The organism is Pseudomonas sp. BN415 (assembly GCF_029871195.1).
Classification (GTDB): domain Bacteria; phylum Pseudomonadota; class Gammaproteobacteria; order Pseudomonadales; family Pseudomonadaceae; genus Metapseudomonas; species Metapseudomonas resinovorans.
This window is the reverse complement of sequence record NZ_SSOK01000058.1, coordinates 79,308-96,399: the sequence shown is the minus strand read 5'-3', so window position 1 is coordinate 96,399 and position 17,092 is coordinate 79,308. Positions and strand designations below refer to the sequence as shown.

Here is a 17,092-nt window from a genome sequence, read left to right as displayed (position 1 = left end):
TGCCCATGCCGTTGGATTGTTGGGTTTCGCCAGCTCTACCTATCCTGCGAAGGCGAATCGTGCCCAGTCCGGGGCTTTGCTGTAAGGGCGATTTCAATCGCCAAGCAGGCCGCAGTCCTGCCCCCTGGTGCAGTAGAATGCACCCTTCCCCCACTCCTGCATTCCTATCCCCATGAACCACTCCTCCCCCTTCGTCGCCGTCATCGGCGGTGGCCCCGCGGGCCTGATGGCCGCCGAAGTCCTGGCCCAGGGCGGTGCGCGGGTGGAATTGTTCGATGCCATGCCTTCGGTCGGTCGCAAATTCCTGCTGGCCGGTGTGGGCGGGATGAACATCACTCACTCGGAAGCGAAGGCGCCCTTTCTCGGCCGTTACGGCGCACGCCGCGATGAGGTCGCCGCGCTGTTGAAGGACTTCGGCGCCGAGGAGCTGCGGGCATGGATTCACGACCTCGGCATCGACACCTTCGTCGGCAGCTCGGGCCGGGTCTTCCCCACCGACATGAAGGCGGCGCCATTGCTGCGCGCCTGGCTCAAGCGCCTGCGCGAGCAAGGTGTGATTATCCACAACCGTCACCGCTGGCTGGGCTGGGATGACCAGGGCGCCCTGCGCATGGCCACGCCAGGCGGCGAAACCCGTGTGCAAGCCGATGCCTGCCTTCTGGCGCTCGGTGGCGGTAGCTGGGCGCGGTTGGGCTCGGATGGCGCCTGGGTTCCGCTGCTGGAAACGCGCGGCGTCCAGATTGCGCCGCTGCAATCGAGTAACTGCGGCTTCGAAGTGGCTGGCTGGAGCCCGCTGCTGCAAGAGAAGTTCGCCGGTGCGCCGATCAAGTCGGTCACCATTCGACTGGACGACACGGCACCGCGACAAGGCGAGTTCGTGCTCACCAGCAACGGTGTCGAAGGCAGCCTGATCTACGCCCTGTCCGCCGCCATCCGCGAGCGCATCAATACCACCGGCAGCGCCACCCTGTACCTCGACCTGCTGCCCAACCAGAGCGTGGAGAAGATCACCAAGGCCCTGGCCCGACCACGCGGCTCACGCTCCATGGCCAAGCACCTGCACAGCCAGCTGGGCATCGACGGCGCCCGCGCCGGCCTTTTGCGGGAGCTGTCGGCCAAGGACGACTTCCTTGATCCCGCCCGCCTGGCCGTCACCCTCAAAAACCTGCCGCTGACGCTGGTGCGGACGCGACCGCTGGACGAAGCCATCAGCTCGGCCGGTGGTGTGCCCTTCGAGGCAATGGACGAAGGTCTGATGCTCAAGCAATTGCCGGGGGTGTTCTGCGCCGGCGAGATGCTTGACTGGGAAGCCCCCACAGGCGGCTACCTGCTCACCGCCTGTTTCGCCAGCGGTCGCGCCGCCGCACAGGGCGTACTGCGCTGGCTCACGACGAGCTGACCGACCGGCAGCCCGCCATAAATCACATCTGATCGGAAGCTGGCCGCCAGGTGTCCGCTGGCACGCGGCCAGCGTCTATGCTTGCCCAGAGCCCAGCTTTTTCCATGCGGTGCCCCCAAGGTGATTCCCCTCCTCGTCTGCGACGACTCGATGATGGCGCGCAAGCAGTTGATCCGCGCGCTGCCGCTGGACTGGCCGGTGCATATCACACAGGCCGGCAACGGCGAAGAAGCCCTTGATGCCATCCGCAAGGGCCACGGCCACGTGGTCCTGCTGGACCTGACCATGCCGGTGATGGACGGCTACCAGGTCCTCAGCCGAATCCGCACCGAAGGCCTGAAGGCCCGCGTGGTGGTGGTGTCCGGCGATGTCCAGGAAGAGGCCCAGCGCCGTGTCCAGGAACTGGGCGCGCTCGCCTTCATCCGCAAGCCAGCCGACCCGGACGAACTGCGCGAAACCCTGATCCGTCTCGGATTGCTGAGACCGGCGCCGTCCACCAGCCCGGTCATCGGCGTCCCCGGCCGCATCGACCCGGACCTGCGGGTGAATTTCCGCGACGCCCTGCGCGAAGTCAGCAACGTCGCCATGGGCCGCGCCGCTGCCTTGCTGGCGCGTGTGCTCGGCGTGTTCGTGCAATTACCGGTGCCCAACGTCAACCTCTTCGAAGTCAGCGAGCTGCACATGGCCCTGGCCGACGCCCAGCGCGGCGAGCGGTTGTCGGCGGTGTGCCAGGGCTTCATCGGCGAATCCATCGCCGGCGAGGCACTGCTGCTGTTCCACGACGCCGAGAGCGCCGAGGTGGCGCGCCTGCTCGGATGGCAGCCCCAGGGCGATACCGATGAGGCGGAGATGCTGCTGGACCTGGCGAGCATCCTGATCGGCGCCTGTCTGGCTGGCATCGCCGAGCAGATCGATGTGCGTTTTTCCCAGGGCCACCCACAACTGCTCGGCCAGCACAGCTCCATCGAACGACTGTTCCAGCTCAATAACCGGCGCTGGCGCAAGACGCTGGCGGTGGAGATCAGCTACGCCATCGAAGACCACAACCTGCACTTCGACCTGCTGCTGCTCTTCACCGAAACCTCCATCGCGCGCCTGACCCAGAAGATCCACTACCTGATGGACTGACCCATGCCGGCACAGATCGACTTCAAGGAACTCCACTGGCTGCTCGATATCGTCCAGTGCCTGGACGTCGGAGTGGTGGTCCTGGACCGCCAGTACCGAATCGAGGTGTGGAACAGTTTCATGGAGAATCATTCAGGCCTCGGTCCCGACCGGGTGCATGGCAAGAACCTCTTCGACGTATTCCCGGAGATCGACCGCAGCTGGTTGCGCCGCAAGGTCGACACCGTGCTGCAACTCGGGACCCGCGCTTTCAGCCTGTGGGAACAACGGCCCTACCTGATTCGCTTCGAGAATTACCGCCCGATCACCGGCGAGGAAGATTTCATGTACCAGAACCTCACGGTCCTGCCCCTGGCGGCGGCTGGTGGGCAGGTCGAGCGGGTCTGCCTGGTGATCACCGACATGACCGAGGTGGCGCGTTTGAAGCGGCAGCTGGCGGAGACAAGTCGTCCGCGGCTCTTGTAGGGGGAGTGCCTTTTGTGGGGGCGATTTCAATCGCTATGCAGGCCGCAGGCCTGCCCTGCCGAAGCCAATAGGGGCAGCTGCGCTGCCCTTAGCGAATGAATTCGCCCCCACAGGAGAAGCCCTCTATTTGATGTACCACCCCCACGGCTCGGCGCTTGTGTACTCGGTGACCTGCTTGACCTCCAGGTAGTTCTCCAGCCCCCAGCGGCCCAGCTCGCGGCCGATACCGCTTTGTTTCATGCCGCCCCAGGGCGCCTGGGTGAAGGTGGGTTGCGAGCAGTTGACCCAGACGATGCCGGCACGCAGGCCGTTGGCCACCCGCGCGGCACGGTCCAGGTCGGTGCTCATGACCGCAGCGGCCAGGCCGAAGCGGCTGTCGTTGGCCATGCGCAAGGCGTCCGCCTCGGTCTTGAAGCGTTTCACGCAGAGCACCGGCCCGAAGATTTCCTCACGCCAGATTCGGCTGCTGTCCGCCGGCTCATCGAACACCGCCGGCTCGACGAAATAGCCATGGGACAGGTGCGGGGGGCGCTTGCCACCGGTCAGCAGATTGGCCTCCTGCTTGCCCTGTTCGATCATGCCCATGACCTTCTGGTATTGCCCGGCGCTCACCAGCGGCCCCAGCAAGACGCCGCGTTCCAGGCCGGGGCCGATGGCGATGCGCCGGGTCTCTTCCACCAGGCGCTCGATCAGTCGAGGGGCGATGCCCTCCTGCACCAGCAGACGCGAGGTGGCGCTGCACACCTGCCCCTGGTTCCAGAAGATGCCGAACATGATCCATTCCACCGCGGCGTTCACGTCGGCGTCGTCGAAGACGATGAAGGCCGACTTGCCGCCCAGCTCCAGGCTGATGTTCTTGATGTCGACGGCGGCGGCCGACATGATTTTCGTCCCCGTCGGCACGCTGCCGGTGAAGGCCAGCTTGTCCACACCCGGATGCTGGCTGAGAGGCCCGCCAGCTTCGCTGCCAAGGCCCGTGACCACATTGAGCACACCGGAGGGCAAGCCGATACGCTCGGCGGCGCCGGCCAGTTCCAGCGCGGTCAGCGGCGTCATCTCCGACGGTTTGAGCACGCAGGTAGCGCCCGCCGCCAGGGCCGGGGCGACCTTCCAGGCGGCCATCAGTAGCGGATAGTTCCAGGGGATGATCTGCCCGGCGACGCCCACCGGTTCGTAACGGATGCGGCAGCTGAAGCGGTCATCCGGCAGCGCCAGCGGTTGGTCCTGGCGGCCATCCAGCTCCCGCGCCAGTTCGGCGTAGTAGCGGAAGCAGCCGATGGCGTCGGCGATGTCCCATTGCGCCTCCGGCAGCGGCTTGCCGTTATCGCGTACTTCCAGAACTGCCAGGGCGTCCTGGCGACATTCCAGCTCATCGGCCAGGGCTTCCAGCCAACCGGCACGCTCTGCCCCGCTGTTCTGACCCCAGCCCCGATTGAAGGCCTGGCGAGCGGCATGTACGGCATGGTCGATATCTTCCTCGGTGGCCGCCGGCACCCGCTGGATCAGGTCGCCACTGCTGGGGTCCAGCACTTCGAAATAGCCGCCCAGATCGGGACGGACCCATTGCCCGTTGATGTACAGCTGGTCACGCATGGCTTTGCTCCATGGGCGCTCAGGCGCCGCTGCGACGGTTCTGCAGGTAGCGGGAGGTGAACAGCAGCGCCAGGGAGACGCAGATGATCACCGTCGAAATGGCATTGATCTCCGGGGTGATGCCCCGGCGGATCGACGAGAAGATGTAGATCGGCAGGGTGGTTTCCGAGCCGGCGACGAAGAAGGCGATGATGAAATCGTCGAAGCTGAAGGTGAACGCCAGCAGGAAGCCGGCAAGGATGGCGGGGGCGATCTGCGGCAGGGTCACCCGGCGAAAGGTTTCCAGGGGCGGCGCATAGAGGTCCGCGGAGGCTTCCAGCAGAGCCTTGTCCAGAGCTTCGACGCGGGTGCGGACGATCACCATCACCAGCGCCATGGTGAACAGCGAGTGCGCAGCGATCACCGTGAACAACCCCATGCGCAGGCGCGGCAAGCCGGTGCCCAGCAACAGGTCGAGCAGCGGATTGACCACCTCGAACAGGCTGATGAAGGCGATCAGGGTGGCGATGCCGATGACGATGCCAGGGATGATGATGGCGCAGTAGGTCAGTGCATCGAAAAACAGCCGCACGCGCCTACCCACCCGCTGCAGGCCAAAGACCGCGAGGGTGCCGAACACCGTGGCGATCAGCGCCGAGCAGAAAGCGATCAGCGCGCTGGTGCCCAGGGCTTCCATGATGAAGGGGTTACCGAAGGCACGGCCGAACCACTGCGCCGAGCAGCATTCGAAGGCCAGTCCGCTGCGCCCGGCGTTGAAGGAGAACAGCACGATCAGCGCAATCGGCGCGTAGAGGAACAGGTACAGCGAGGTGGAATAGCTGCGCAGCCACATCAGAGCATCCCCTCCGTGCCGCGCTTGCCGTAGCGCGCCACCAGCTTCAGGTAGAGGGCGATGATCGCCAGCATCATCGCCACCAAGGTCATGGCCACCGCGCTGCCGAACGGCCAATTGCGCGATTGCAGAAAGAGGTCGACCAGGGCGTTGCCGACGAAGAACACCTTGCCGCCGCCAAGGATGGCCGGAATCAGGAACTCGCCCATGAGCAGGATGAACACCAGCATCGCGCCGGTGATGACGCCGGGGGCGGAGAGCGGCAGGGTCACCCGCCGGAAGGTTTCGAAGGCGCTGGCGCCGAGATCGGACGAAGCTTCCAGCAAGCGTTTGTCCAGCTTCTCCAGGCTGACGTAGATGGGGAACACCATCAGCGGCAGGTAGCCGTAGACGATGCCGATCAGCACCGCGGTCGGTGAATTGATCAGCCGCACATCTTCCAGCCCGACCATCGCCAGCAGCGCCGGGATACCCTTGCCGCCAAGGATGAAGATCCAGGCATAGGTACGAATCAGGAAGCTGGTCCAGAACGGCACTATCACCAGGGTCAGCAACAGCGAGCGGTTGCGCTGCACCTTCACGGCCAGGAAGTAGGCCAGCGGGTAAGCCGCTACCAGGCACACCAGGGTGCCCAATGGCGCCAGCAGCAGGGTGTTGTAGAAGGCCTTCGCCCGCGAACCCAGGTTCAGGTAGTTGTCCAGGGTCAGCGCCGCGCTGTAGCCACCCACCGGGCTCCGCTCGCCCAGGCTGAAGACCAGGATGATCACCAGCGGCAGCAGGAGCAGCAGGAGGAACCACAGGGTGGAGGGCAGCAACAGGAGCAGCGTGACGCGCCGGCCCAGGCTGCGGCTTTCGACTGGCGCGGCCCGACCCGTATCGGCCAGCGCTGGAGCGCCGAGGGCGACATTCATGGAGGATTCCTTGCGATTCATGGAGACGTCCACTGTAGGAGCGAGCTTGCTTGCGAACGCAGTTTCGCTAACAAGCTCGCTCCTACAACGTCCTGCATCAGGCTGCCTTGAAGCGCGCCATCAGTTCCGCCCGTGCCGGGCTGGTCAGGGTGGCTGCGGCACCGAATTCCAAGGCACTGAGCAGGTCGGCGGCCGGATACATGATCGGGTCTTCGAGCATGGACTTGGGCAACAGCGCATCCACCCGTTTGTCGCCGGTTGGGTAGCCGTGGGCTTCCACTTCGAGCTTGTTCACCTGCGGGTCGAGCAGGTAGTTGATCAGCGCATAGGCCGCATCCGGCCGCTCGGCGCTCTTCGGAATGGCGAAGAAGTCGCTCCACAGTTCGCCACCCTCGCGCCCCAGCACGTACGTCATCTGCGGCATGTCGCGGTGCAGCTGGGAGGCATCGCCGGTCCAGCACATGGACATCCAGGCATCGCCATTGCGCATGGAGGGCTGGTAGTCGGAGTTGATGGCGAAGAGGTGCGGCTTGACCTCCAGCAGCAGCTTCTCGGCGTCGGCCAGCTCCTTCGGATCGATCGAGTTGAAGCTGTAGCCGAAGGACTTCAGCGCGTTGCCGATGACGGTGAGCTGGTAGTCGTGGACCATCACCCGGCCAGTGGCCTCGCCTTTGCTCAGTTCCCAGAACTCCTTCCAGGTGGTGGGCCTGGCCTTGATCTTCCCGCTGTCGTAGACGAATCCGGTGGTGCCCCAGTTCTTCGGCACGGCGTAGGTCTTGCCGTTAATCACGCCCTGCTCCATGAAGCGCTTTTCATAGGAGGCCGGATCGAAGTTGGGGATGCGCGACAGATCCAGGGGTTCGATCAGGCCCAACTCGGCGTAGGTGCTGATGGTGTAGTTGGTAGGCACGAAGACGTCCCAGCCGCTGCCGCCGGCCTGGAGCTTGGCGAGCATCTCTTCGTTGGAGCCAAAGACATTCATCTGCACCTGAGCGCCGGTCTTTTCGGCGAAGGCGGCGAAGTTCTCGGCATTGTGATAGTTCGGCCAGGTGGCAAGCACCACGCGATCGCCGAGGGAGCCCTTCTCGGCGGCGAAGGCCCGGTTGCCGGTGAGCAGCCCCGGCATGTTGGCGGCCATGACCGCCATGGCCAGGCCCAGGCCGGTACGGCCGAGGAACTCGCGACGGCTGATGGAGCCGTTTTGCCAACTGCGCAGTTGCTTGATGAAGTCTTTCCGATCCATTGCTGCTACCTGCCTGTGAGTGGTTGGTTGTTCTTGTCCGTTCCGTACTGCGTCGTTACAGGGTCATTGCGAGGCCGGCGGCCTGATCCCAGCCAATGCGTACCGGCGACCCATGTTCGAAGGCCGAGCGCTCGTGCTGCCCATGGCGTGGCACGCGCACGCAGACGATGCCGAACGGCTCGGTACGCACGCGGTACTCGGTGAGATTGCCGAGGTAGATGCGGTCCACCACCTGGCCGGGCAGGCTGATCTCCCGGGACAGCGCCACTTCGCCAGCGCCGATGGCGATCAGTTCCGGGCGCACCGCGATGCAGCCAGGCTCGGACGCCTTCAGGACAGGCCCGGTTGGGGTCGGCGGGCTGGCCAGTTGCAGACCATGGGTGGTTTCGAGCAGCACGCGGCCACCCTCGATGCGCCGCACGGTGCCGTCGAACAGGTTGGATTCGCCAATGAAGTCGGCCACGTAGCGAGTCGCAGGCGTTTCGTAGAGCTGCTCGGGGCTGGCGCTCTGGAGAATCTGGCCATCCTGCATGACGCTGATGCTGTCGCTCATGGACAACGCCTCTTCCTGATCATGGGTGACCAGTACGAAGGTGATGCCGACCTCGCGCTGCAGGCGCAGCAGTTCGGACTGCATCTCCTTGCGCAGCTTGCGGTCCAGCGCGGCCAAGGGTTCGTCCAGCAACAGCACCGTGGGCTTATTCACCAGGGCGCGGGCCAGGGCGACCCGTTGCTGCTGGCCGCCAGACAGTTCATGGGGCTTGCGTTGGCCAAAGCCGGAGAGGCGCACCATTTCCAATGCTTCATCGGCCAGGCGCCGTTGCTCTGCACGGTCCGGGCGCGGCTGGTGGTAGCGCAGGCCGTAGGCAATGTTTTCCGCCACCGAGAGGTGCGGGAACAGTGCATAACTCTGGAACACCATGTTCACCGGCCGCTGGTGCGCCGGCACCCCGGCCACCGAACGCCCGGCCAACAGCACTTCGCCTTCGCTGGGCTGCTCGAAGCCGGCGATCATCCGCAGGGTGGTGGTCTTGCCGCAACCGGAACTGCCGAGGAAGGAATGAAAGGAACCACGCCGCACCTTGAAGTTCAGGCCGTTCACCGCCGCAACCGCGCCATAGCGCTTGACCACATGGCGGAACTCGATATCGAAGCACTCGCTTGCATCACTCACGGCCGGCCCCTTTTTGCAGGTGTTCTTGGCATATGGCCACACGCTAGCAATGGCGGTTTTCGGCTGTATATATCCCTCCGGGGATAGGCGCGCCCTCCACAGAAACTGTGGAGCAGCATGTGGATAAGTTATGGATGACCGGCTACAGCTCGCTTGCCGCAAGGGCTTGAAGCAAGTGCTTGGTTTTTGAGCAGCGCTTGATCCGAAGGGGCCAATTCATTCGCCCCTACACAGAATGTCCAGTCGCAGCAGCCTGGATATCCATCTCACTGCCCACAAATTCTGTGCAAATGATTGTGGATAAGTCGTGGGTAGCCGCGGCGGAGGCCCGTGGCGACTGGTTTCGCGCAGGCTGCTCGGTTATTGATCAGCGCCTGTTAATCGCCAACAGCGATAAGCCTAAACCGCCTTTTGCAGCGCTTCTGGCTCATCCCGCTGGCCGGCAAGATCACGCACGAACAGGCCCAGCAGTTCCGACTGGCTACCAATGCCGAGCTTGGCGTAGATGTTCTTGCGGTGGATCTTCACCGTCCCCGGGCTTATGCACAAATGCTCGGCCACCGAAGCGCTGGAGTGGCCGCGCAGCAGCATCTGCACCACTTCCTGCTCACGCGCCGTCAGCACATGGGCGCCGAACTGATCGAAAGCTTCGCGGATCTTGTAGTCCAGGTCCTGTGCGGGGCGCGGCGCATGGGCACGGGCCAGTTCCCAGGCTTCGTTGACTACCTGTTCGACCACGGGCTGGGCACAGTCCAGCAGTTGCATCTCGTCACGGCTGTAGGCCGGGCTGCAGGTGCTGCGCATCAGCGAGAACACCGCCTTGGCACCGTCGGCCAGGTCGACGAAGAAGGCGATCTCCTCGGTCAGGCCCGTCTGCTGGTAGTAGGTGACGTAGTACTCGCCGAGATAGAAGTGGTCCGGGGCGAACTGGCGCAGGCGCCAGAGGCCAGGTGCCTGGTTGCGGGTGCAGGCGAGGTAGAAAGGATCGAGCAGGTAGGGACCAACCTGGTAGTCCTCGACGTACACATGGCGCTTGTCCGGTGGGAAGGTGTCGAATAGCGCCAAGGGCCGGTGATTGCCTTCGTAGACGAAGAGCACGAAATGATCGACATGGCAGACCTGCTGCAGCCACTGGCTGAGGCCGAGCAAACGTGCCCGGCCTGCCGGTTGGGCCAGCAGGTGGGCGACACCGGTGGTCCAGTGTTTGAGTTCCTTGTGGCGCATGTGGGAAATGCCTGAGGTTGGGCTGCGCTTCAATCACTATAGGCGTTCAGCATTTCGCACAGAAATGCAGGAAGTGAGCCAATATCCTGAAAGCCCAACCAGGCCCTCTGTTACGGGACTGGACGTTCATCGCCCTGCCCCATTGCGGTTCCCACAGCGCCATAAGGCGTCACCCTTCACCACATTCGAGTGACGCTCGGGGTGGCGTTCAGCCCTTCTTGGCCTTACCGAAGCCCGGGGCCTTGCGCACCGACTTGACCTTGGGTTTTTCGCTGTCGATCCAGCGCCCCAGGGACGCGCCCTTGACCGCTTTGCCGGCACCTGCCTGAGGTTCCTTAGGCTTCTTCGGTTTCTTTGGCTTCTTCACTACCTGGCCGGTGGCGTCAGTCATCGGTACCCGGTGATCGGGGATGAAATCCGGCTCATCGCGGCGCTGCAGGGTCTGGCGTGTCAGCACTTCGATGGCCGCCAGCAGTTGCACTTCGTCGGCGCAGACCAGGGACACCGCCTCGCCGGTGGCGCCAGCGCGACCGGTACGGCCGATGCGATGCACGTAGTCCTCGGCGACGATGGGCAGGTCGAAGTTGACCACCAGCGGCAGATCGTCGATGTCCAGGCCGCGGGCCGCCACATCGGTAGCCACCAGCACCTGCACTTCGCTGTCCTTGAACCGCTGCAGTGCGCGCAGTCGAGAGGGCTGCGGCTTGTCGCCATGGATGGCGTCGGCGGAGACGCCATGCGCCTGGAGCTCGTCCACCAGTTGATCGACCCCCTTGCGGGTCTTGGCGAAGACCAGCACCTGCCCCCAGCGACGATCCTCAAGCAGGTGCAGGAACAGCTCACTCTTGCGCTTCTTGTCCACCGGGATCAGCCACTGGCGCACGCTCTTGGCGGCAGCATTGCGTGGGCTGACTTCGACGGACAGTGGGTCGCGCAGCAGCTCGCGGGCCATCTGGCGGATGGCATCGGAGAAGGTGGCAGAGAACAGCAGGGTCTGGCGGCGTTTAGGCAGCGCGACGAAAAGTTCGTCCAGCTCACGGGCGAAGCCGAGGTCGAGCATGCGGTCGGCCTCGTCCAACACCAGCACCTGGAGCTGGTTGAACTTCACCGCATTCTGCCGATAGAGGTCGAGCAGCCGGCCGGGGGTGGCGACGAGGACGTCGATGCCCTTGCGCAGCTTCATCATCTGCGGATTGATGCTGACGCCGCCGTAGACCGCGTAGTTGCGCAGCGGCAGGTGCTGGCCGTAGACGCGGAAGCTTTCGTTGACCTGCTCCGCCAGCTCGCGGGTGGGCACCAGCACCAGGGCGCGCACTGAGTTGCTGGCCACTTGCGGGCCTTCCTGGGTCAGCTTTTGCAGTAGCGGCAGGGCGAAGCCGGCGGTCTTGCCGGTGCCGGTCTGGGCCGCAGCCATCAAGTCGCGCCCTTTGAGGACGGCGGGAATCGCCTCGGCCTGCACCGGCGATGGGGTCTGGTAGCCGAGCGCCTCGGTGGCGCGCAGCAAGGGTTCGATCAGGCCGAGGGAAGCGAAGGTCATTGGGGCAGCCATAGTGTGCGGAAAAGGCGCAATTCTAGCAGGCCGCCCCAGCCCTTCGGGATCAACTGGTCTGCTCTTGCAGCCCTTCGGCCTTCTCCTCGTTGCGCTCGCGCCATTGCGGCAGCCCGATCAGCACCACCGCGCTGATGATCACCAGCATGGCCAAGGCTTCCTCGATGCCGATGGTTTCACCCGCAAAGCCGATACCCAGCAACACCGCCACCACCGGATTGACATAGGCGTAGCTGGTAGCCGCTGCCGGGCGCACGTTTTTGAGCAGGTAGAGGTAGGAGCTGAAGGCGATGATGGAGCCGAACACGATCAGGTAGGCCAACGCCCCCCAACCGGCGGCAGTGGGCGCACTGACCATGCGTTCGCCGCTGAGCAGGCTACCGGCCAGCAGAGCGACGCCGCCGGCGAGCATTTCCACGGCACTGGCCATGGGGCCGGCGGGCAACTTGAGGTTCTTGCTCCACATGGAGCCGAAGGACCAGGCCGCCGCCGCGAAGATGATCAGGACGGCGCCGAGGGGACTGGCCTGGAGGTTGGAGCCGAGGTTGAGCAGGCCGATGCCGGTCAGCCCCAGGAAGATGCCGGCCCACTCCAGGCGCGTGGTGCGCTGACCCCAGATCAGGCCGAACAGCAGTGCGAACAGCGGCACCGTGGCCACGGCCAGCGCAGCGACACCCGACGCCACGCCCAGATCCTCGGCCAGGGTCACGCCGCCATTGCCGCAGCTGAGCAACAAAAAGCCAATCGCTGCAGCGGACTTCCATTCCTGCCAGCTCGGGTTGGGCACTCCGCGCCATCGCAGGAAGCCGTACATCAACGCGCCTGCGACCACGAAGCGGATGCCCGCCATCAGCAACGGCGGCCAGGATTCGACGCCGATGCGGATCGCGAGATAGGTGGAGCCCCAGATCAGGTAAAGAGCGAGGAAGGCCCCAATGAGCAAGAGCGGAAAACGGCGCGCAGGCATGATCGGAACTCGACAACGGCAGGAATGAGGTGTCTATTCTAAGTAAGGCGATACGAGAGAAATAAGGACGAAAGCCTTATTCATGGCGCCTGAAACCTTGGAAAGAACTGATTTCATAATCTTCTGCCGTTGATTCGACAGAAGCCGAATCCGGAGGTCCCGTGGACAAGTACGACCGACTGCTGTTGGCGGCACTCATCGAGAATGGCCGAGCATCCTTCGCCGACCTGGCCCGCCGGGTCAACTTGTCGCCGCCGGCTGTGGCGGACCGGGTTGCCAAGCTGGAAGCCAGCGGCGTCATCACCGGCTACCACGCCAGTGTCGACCTGGCGAAGGTGGGCCTGCCCATCGAATGCGTGATCGAACTGCGCATCACCGACCGCGACTACAAGCGCACCCAGGAAGCCCTGGAGAAGATCCCCCAGCTGAACCTCTGCCACCGGGTCACCGGCGATGCCTGCCTGCTGATCAAGGCCGCCGTGGCCTCGATGCCGGAGCTGCAGGACCTGATCGACCAGATCGGCAAATTCGGCGCGACCAAGACGTCGCTGATTCTCTCGACGCCCTTCGAGCAGAGGATTCCCGGGGTGCTTCAGGAGCGCGGTAAGGTCGAAACCCTGCGAACGGTGAAAGGCTGAGCGCCCTGAGGGGCTCTCAACCCTCCCGATGCCGTCTGAGCGCTTCGGGCATTTTCGCGGCCGGCACTTTCTGCAGGCTGCAGAACAGCGTGTGCGAGACCTCATTGATCCCGTGCCTGTCGCGCAGGCGCCCGGCCAGGTGCAAGGTAAGGTTGGCGGCCATCTCGGCGTCGGCCAGTGCACGGTGGGCCTTGCCGGTGTTGGGAAGGCCCGCCCAGGCATTGAGCGTGCCGAGTTTATGGTTGGGTGCTTCCGGCAACAGGCGTCGCGCAAGCAGCAGGGAACAGGCAAACGCCTGCCGACGTGAACGGCCGATGCGGGCCAACTCGAAATCCCAGAACTTCTGGTCGAAAGAGGCGTTGTGCGCCAGCAGCGGCAGGTCACCGATGAAGTCGGCGGCCTCGCCCATTACCTGCTCCACCGGCGGCGCGTCGCGCAGCATGGCAGTGGTGATCCCGGTCAGGCCCTGGATGAAGGCAGGCACCGGTATGCCGGCGTTCATCAGGCTCTGGTAGCGATCGACGATACGTCCGCCCTCCAGGATGACCACACCTATCTCGGTGGCGCGGCAGTCGTTGCCCGGCGTGATGCCGGTAGTCTCGAAGTCGATGACGGCGATGGGGTCCACAAGAATGTCCAGTTTGGGGCGGGTTTCAGTTCCGCAACAGCAGGTTGCCTTCGATGGGCTGGTAGCGACTCGCGGCACGGATCAGCGATTGTGCAGTGAGGCCGGGCACGCCGTAGACCAGGGTTTCCACGCCATGGGCTTGGGCCACTCGCTCCAGCAACAGGTCGAAATCGCCGTCGCCCGAGGCCAACACCACCAGATCCACGCGGGGAGCGGCATCGAGCACATCAATGGTAATGCCGACGTCCCAGTCGCCTTTCGCCGAACCGTCGCTGCGCTGGATGAAGGGTTTGAGCTTCACGTTGAAGCCCAGGTTGCGCAGGATTTGCTGGAACTGCTGTTGCTTGGGGTCGCCCCGGTCGATGGCGTAGGCGCTGGCTTCGACTATGGCCCCCTCGGCACTGACGCTCTGCCAGAAGGCGCTGTAGTGGAAGTGGCAGCCGTAGACATGACGCACCGTGTAGTAGAGGTTCTGCACGTCGGCGAATACTGCGATTTTCTTCAACGCGGCTCCTCGCGGCTGGCTGGCGGCGGCTGGATAAGGGTAGATTTTCGCCAGTATGCCAGCCTCAGGGAATAGAAAGTGGATATGACCTTGCAGAAGTCGCCAGGTGCCCTGCTGATCATCGATCAGCAGCGGGGTATTCGCCGCCTGGACAAACCACGCAATAACCCCGTTGCAGAAACCCACATGGCAGCTTTGCTGGCACAGTGGCGCAAGGCCGGCTGGCCGCTGGTGCACATCCGCCACATCTCTCGCGAGCCGAATTCGGTCTTTGCCCCCGGCCAACCCGGCGCCCTGTTCCAGCCAGAGTTCACACCTCTGGATCACGAGCAGGTGCTGGAAAAGAACGTCCCCGACGCCTTTATCAACAGCGGCCTGGAACACTGGTTGCGAGTACGCGGCATCGATGCGTTGGTGATCGTCGGCGTCGCCAGCGAGAACTCGGTAGAAGCCACCGCCCGCAGCGCCGGAAACCTGGGCTTCACCACACGGGTAGTGACAGACGCCTGCTACACCTTCGCCAAATCTGACTTCGCCGGCCGCCCGCGCAGCGCCGAAGAAGTGCATGACATGGCCATGGCCAACCTGCATGGCGAGTACGCCCAGGTGCTGTTCGCTGACGAACTGCTGGCGACCTGGCCGACGCCTTGAGAGCGGACGTCTATAGTTTCAGCTACCCCCGCGAGCTTCGAGAACGGGGAAGACGCCGAGACCCACCGCATGGGTCTGTTGCAGGGAGCAAGGCGCCCGCCATGGCAGGCGGCGCCGTCTGGCAGTCACTCCAGCCGCAGGCCGTGCCAAAGGCGATTGTGCAATGCGCGCTCATGGATGCTGCCTGCTTGCCCTGCTGCTCCTGTCTGCCCCTTGTCATGCCGAGGCGCGCCTGGTGTTCAGCGCCTTCCCCGACCAGGGCCTGCCCCTGTTTCAGATCTGCAAACGCATATTGGTGGAAGCCTACGCGGAGCTCGGCATCCGCATCGAGACGCGCGCCGCACCCGCCGCCCGCGCCTTACAATACGCCGAGCGCGGCCTGAACGATGGCGAACTGTGCCGCACTAGCCTGGTCGCCGAGCAGCGCAACGACCTGCTGCTGATCCGCACTCCGTTGTTCGAGACCTACACCGTGGCCTTCGCCAATCGCCCGCTGCCACTGCACGGCTGGTCCAGCCTCAAGCCCTACCTGGTGGGTTTCGAACGCGGCAAGGCGGCGCTGGAGCTGCGACTGAAAGGCGTGCGCATGTCACCGTCCAACGGGGTGGAGAACGGCATGCGCAAACTGGCCGGGGGGCGGGTTGACGTGCATTTAGAGGATTACTATTCGGGCATGTGCATCCTGCGCCAGGGCGGTATGCGCGGTATCCAGCCGCTGTATCCGGTGCTTGAGCGGTTCTCCATGCACCACTATCTCAACCCACGCCATCGCGACCTGGCCGTTCGCCTGGAGGAGGTGCTGCGGCACATGGCGAAAACAGGTCGCCTGCAACAAATCGAGCAGCAGGTTCTGCATGAGGCCGGGCTGGATGATCTGAGCCCACCCTGAACGGCTATCATGGCGCTCCTGTTTCCCATCATCCGGAACTCCGATGTCGCTTCACGCCCGCAATCTGGCCCTGCTCGACGATCTCGCCATCCCCTACCGGGAGGTCAGTCACGAAGCCGTGCTCGACTACCCCACCGCTCATGCGGTGCGCCAGCGCTTCGACCTGCGCGGGGTGGAGAGCAAGAGCCTGTTCCTGCGCCTGAAAGGCGGCGGCTACGCCATGCTGGTAACGCTGGAGAACGCGCGGGCCGACTGGGTCCAACTCAAGGCAGTGCTGGGTGCGCGTCCGAGCATCGCCAGCGACGAGGAGCTGGTGGCCCTGACCGGCTGCGTGCCGCAGTGCGCCTGTCCGCTGGGGCATGCCGCGTCGATTACGCTGGTCTTCGACGACGCTATCCTCCAACACGAATACCTGCTCTTTTCGCCCGGCCCGCCAGAACGTACGCTGGAGGTTACCACCGCCGACCTTGCACGCCTGCTGCCAACCCTCCCCAATCGGGTGCTGAACTATCGTTCCAGCTGAGGATGCCTTTGGAGGCAGCCGTAGCTTGGGCTAAAGTGCCCAAGACTGACTGCCGCTAGATGTGACTGCCCGCTGATGAATCCTTTCGAGCTGCTGCGCGACACCTGGTACTTCTTCTCCCGCAACGTCGGCGAGATCGTCCTGCTCTGCCTGCCGACCATTCTTATCGAAGCCATCGCCCAACAAGGGCTGATCGCCTGGCTTGGCCCGGACAAGTCCCAGGGCGCCTCGATCATCCTCAGCATGCTGTTCTACCCGCTCTACGTCGGCGCGCTGATCATTTTCGTCGACAGCCGCAGCCACCGCATCCGGCTCAAACCCCGGCAGGTGCTGGAGATGGCGCTGTTCCGCTGGCCCTCCTTTGCCGTGCTGGCTGCCATCAGCACGCTGCTGATCATGGTCGGGGCCTGGATGCTGATCATTCCCGGCCTCTACGTGATGATCAAACTGGCGTTCGCCGAATACCTGCTGGTGCTGGAGGGCAAGGCTCCGCTGGACGCCATCAAGGAAAGCTTCGCCCTGACCCGGGGACATTTCTGGAGCATCCTCGCCTGCGTGCTGCTGGTGATGGGACCGATCTGGATGGTGGACTGGTTCGCCTATCGCGAACTCGGGGACAACCCGGACCCGGTGGGCACCGTGATGCTTGAAAGCTTCAATAGCTTCTTCCAGCTGTTTGTCAGCATCACCCTGTACCGGATGTTCACGCTGGTGACGGAGCAGGCGACCGAGCAGTGATCGCTGCCCGAAAGACGATTGAACTACGTAGCGAG

At 64.1% G+C, this 17,092-nt stretch carries 18 protein-coding genes; 8 read left to right on the top strand and 10 right to left on the bottom strand.

Annotation, left to right across the window (positions count from 1 at the left end):
* Positions 1-172: 172 nt before the first annotated feature.
* The 3 genes from E8F20_RS16995 (at position 173) to E8F20_RS16985 (ending at position 2,992) form a co-directional block, all read left to right on the top strand.
* On the top strand, positions 173-1,399 hold the full coding sequence (locus tag E8F20_RS16995; protein WP_280284768.1) for a TIGR03862 family flavoprotein: 1,227 nt from the start codon (positions 173-175) through the stop codon (positions 1,397-1,399).
* A 120-nt stretch (positions 1,400-1,519) separates the two neighbouring features.
* The gene (locus E8F20_RS16990; protein WP_280284767.1) at positions 1,520-2,527 is read left to right on the top strand and encodes a response regulator; all 1,008 of its coding nucleotides are present in this window, start codon (positions 1,520-1,522) and stop codon (positions 2,525-2,527) included.
* A gap of 3 nt (positions 2,528-2,530) precedes the next feature.
* The gene (locus E8F20_RS16985) at positions 2,531-2,992 is read left to right on the top strand and encodes a PAS domain-containing protein (RefSeq protein WP_280284766.1); all 462 of its coding nucleotides are present in this window, start codon (positions 2,531-2,533) and stop codon (positions 2,990-2,992) included.
* A 123-nt stretch (positions 2,993-3,115) separates the two neighbouring features.
* Here the strand turns inward: E8F20_RS16985 and E8F20_RS16980 are convergent, their stop codons facing one another.
* From E8F20_RS16980 to yedA, 8 genes are all read right to left on the bottom strand, one after another.
* Positions 3,116-4,585: an aldehyde dehydrogenase family protein gene (locus E8F20_RS16980; protein WP_280284765.1), complete on the bottom strand. Its 1,470-nt coding sequence runs from the start codon at positions 4,583-4,585 to the stop codon at positions 3,116-3,118.
* Between the two features lie 19 nt (positions 4,586-4,604).
* A complete protein-coding gene (locus E8F20_RS16975) occupies positions 4,605-5,417 on the bottom strand; it encodes an ABC transporter permease (protein ID WP_137821021.1) in 813 nt (270 codons plus the stop codon).
* Positions 5,417-6,328 carry an ABC transporter permease gene (locus E8F20_RS16970; RefSeq protein WP_280284764.1) on the bottom strand — a complete coding sequence of 304 codons (912 nt, stop codon included), beginning with the start codon at positions 6,326-6,328 and terminating at the stop codon, positions 5,417-5,419. Before E8F20_RS16970 ends, E8F20_RS16975 begins: the two co-directional genes overlap by 1 nt.
* A gap of 97 nt (positions 6,329-6,425) precedes the next feature.
* A complete protein-coding gene (locus E8F20_RS16965; RefSeq protein WP_280284763.1) occupies positions 6,426-7,571 on the bottom strand; it encodes a spermidine/putrescine ABC transporter substrate-binding protein in 1,146 nt (381 codons plus the stop codon).
* A gap of 55 nt (positions 7,572-7,626) precedes the next feature.
* Positions 7,627-8,745 (bottom strand): ABC transporter ATP-binding protein, encoded by a 1,119-nt coding sequence (locus E8F20_RS16960; protein ID WP_280284761.1) that lies wholly within the window; start codon positions 8,743-8,745, stop codon positions 7,627-7,629.
* Positions 8,746-9,144: 399 nt separating this feature from the next.
* Positions 9,145-9,969, bottom strand: coding sequence for a helix-turn-helix transcriptional regulator (locus E8F20_RS16955; RefSeq protein ID WP_280284760.1), 825 nt, complete (start codon positions 9,967-9,969; stop codon positions 9,145-9,147).
* Positions 9,970-10,177: 208 nt separating this feature from the next.
* A complete protein-coding gene (locus tag E8F20_RS16950; RefSeq protein WP_028629691.1) occupies positions 10,178-11,506 on the bottom strand; it encodes a DEAD/DEAH box helicase in 1,329 nt (442 codons plus the stop codon).
* Between the two features lie 61 nt (positions 11,507-11,567).
* Positions 11,568-12,485, bottom strand: a complete 918-nt coding sequence (gene yedA, locus E8F20_RS16945; protein WP_280284759.1) for a drug/metabolite exporter YedA — start codon at positions 12,483-12,485, stop codon at positions 11,568-11,570.
* Between the two features lie 161 nt (positions 12,486-12,646).
* Here yedA and E8F20_RS16940 point away from each other — a divergent pair, with 161 nt between their 5' ends.
* Positions 12,647-13,123: an Lrp/AsnC family transcriptional regulator gene (locus E8F20_RS16940; protein ID WP_028629693.1), complete on the top strand. Its 477-nt coding sequence runs from the start codon at positions 12,647-12,649 to the stop codon at positions 13,121-13,123.
* A gap of 16 nt (positions 13,124-13,139) precedes the next feature.
* On the opposite strand, the gene E8F20_RS16935 is transcribed toward E8F20_RS16940, so the two are convergent.
* Together E8F20_RS16935 and E8F20_RS16930 are read right to left on the bottom strand one after the other, a co-directional pair.
* Entirely contained in the window at positions 13,140-13,751 is a 612-nt protein-coding gene (locus E8F20_RS16935) for a 3'-5' exonuclease (RefSeq protein ID WP_280284758.1), read from the bottom strand.
* Between the two features lie 25 nt (positions 13,752-13,776).
* On the bottom strand, positions 13,777-14,301 hold the full coding sequence (locus tag E8F20_RS16930) for an NYN domain-containing protein (protein ID WP_280284860.1): 525 nt from the start codon (positions 14,299-14,301) through the stop codon (positions 13,777-13,779).
* Between the two features lie 39 nt (positions 14,302-14,340).
* Between E8F20_RS16930 and E8F20_RS16925 the strand changes: the two genes are divergently transcribed.
* The 4 genes from E8F20_RS16925 to E8F20_RS16910 all read left to right on the top strand — a co-directional run bounded on the left by E8F20_RS16925 (position 14,341) and on the right by E8F20_RS16910 (position 17,057).
* Positions 14,341-14,907: a cysteine hydrolase family protein gene (locus E8F20_RS16925; RefSeq protein ID WP_280284756.1), complete on the top strand. Its 567-nt coding sequence runs from the start codon at positions 14,341-14,343 to the stop codon at positions 14,905-14,907.
* A 163-nt stretch (positions 14,908-15,070) separates the two neighbouring features.
* On the top strand, positions 15,071-15,796 hold the full coding sequence (locus E8F20_RS16920; RefSeq protein ID WP_280284755.1) for a hypothetical protein: 726 nt from the start codon (positions 15,071-15,073) through the stop codon (positions 15,794-15,796).
* A 43-nt stretch (positions 15,797-15,839) separates the two neighbouring features.
* Positions 15,840-16,319 (top strand): YbaK/EbsC family protein, encoded by a 480-nt coding sequence (locus tag E8F20_RS16915; protein ID WP_280284753.1) that lies wholly within the window; start codon positions 15,840-15,842, stop codon positions 16,317-16,319.
* A 75-nt stretch (positions 16,320-16,394) separates the two neighbouring features.
* A complete protein-coding gene (locus E8F20_RS16910; protein ID WP_280284752.1) occupies positions 16,395-17,057 on the top strand; it encodes a YciC family protein in 663 nt (220 codons plus the stop codon).
* The last annotated feature ends 35 nt before the right edge of the window (positions 17,058-17,092 follow it).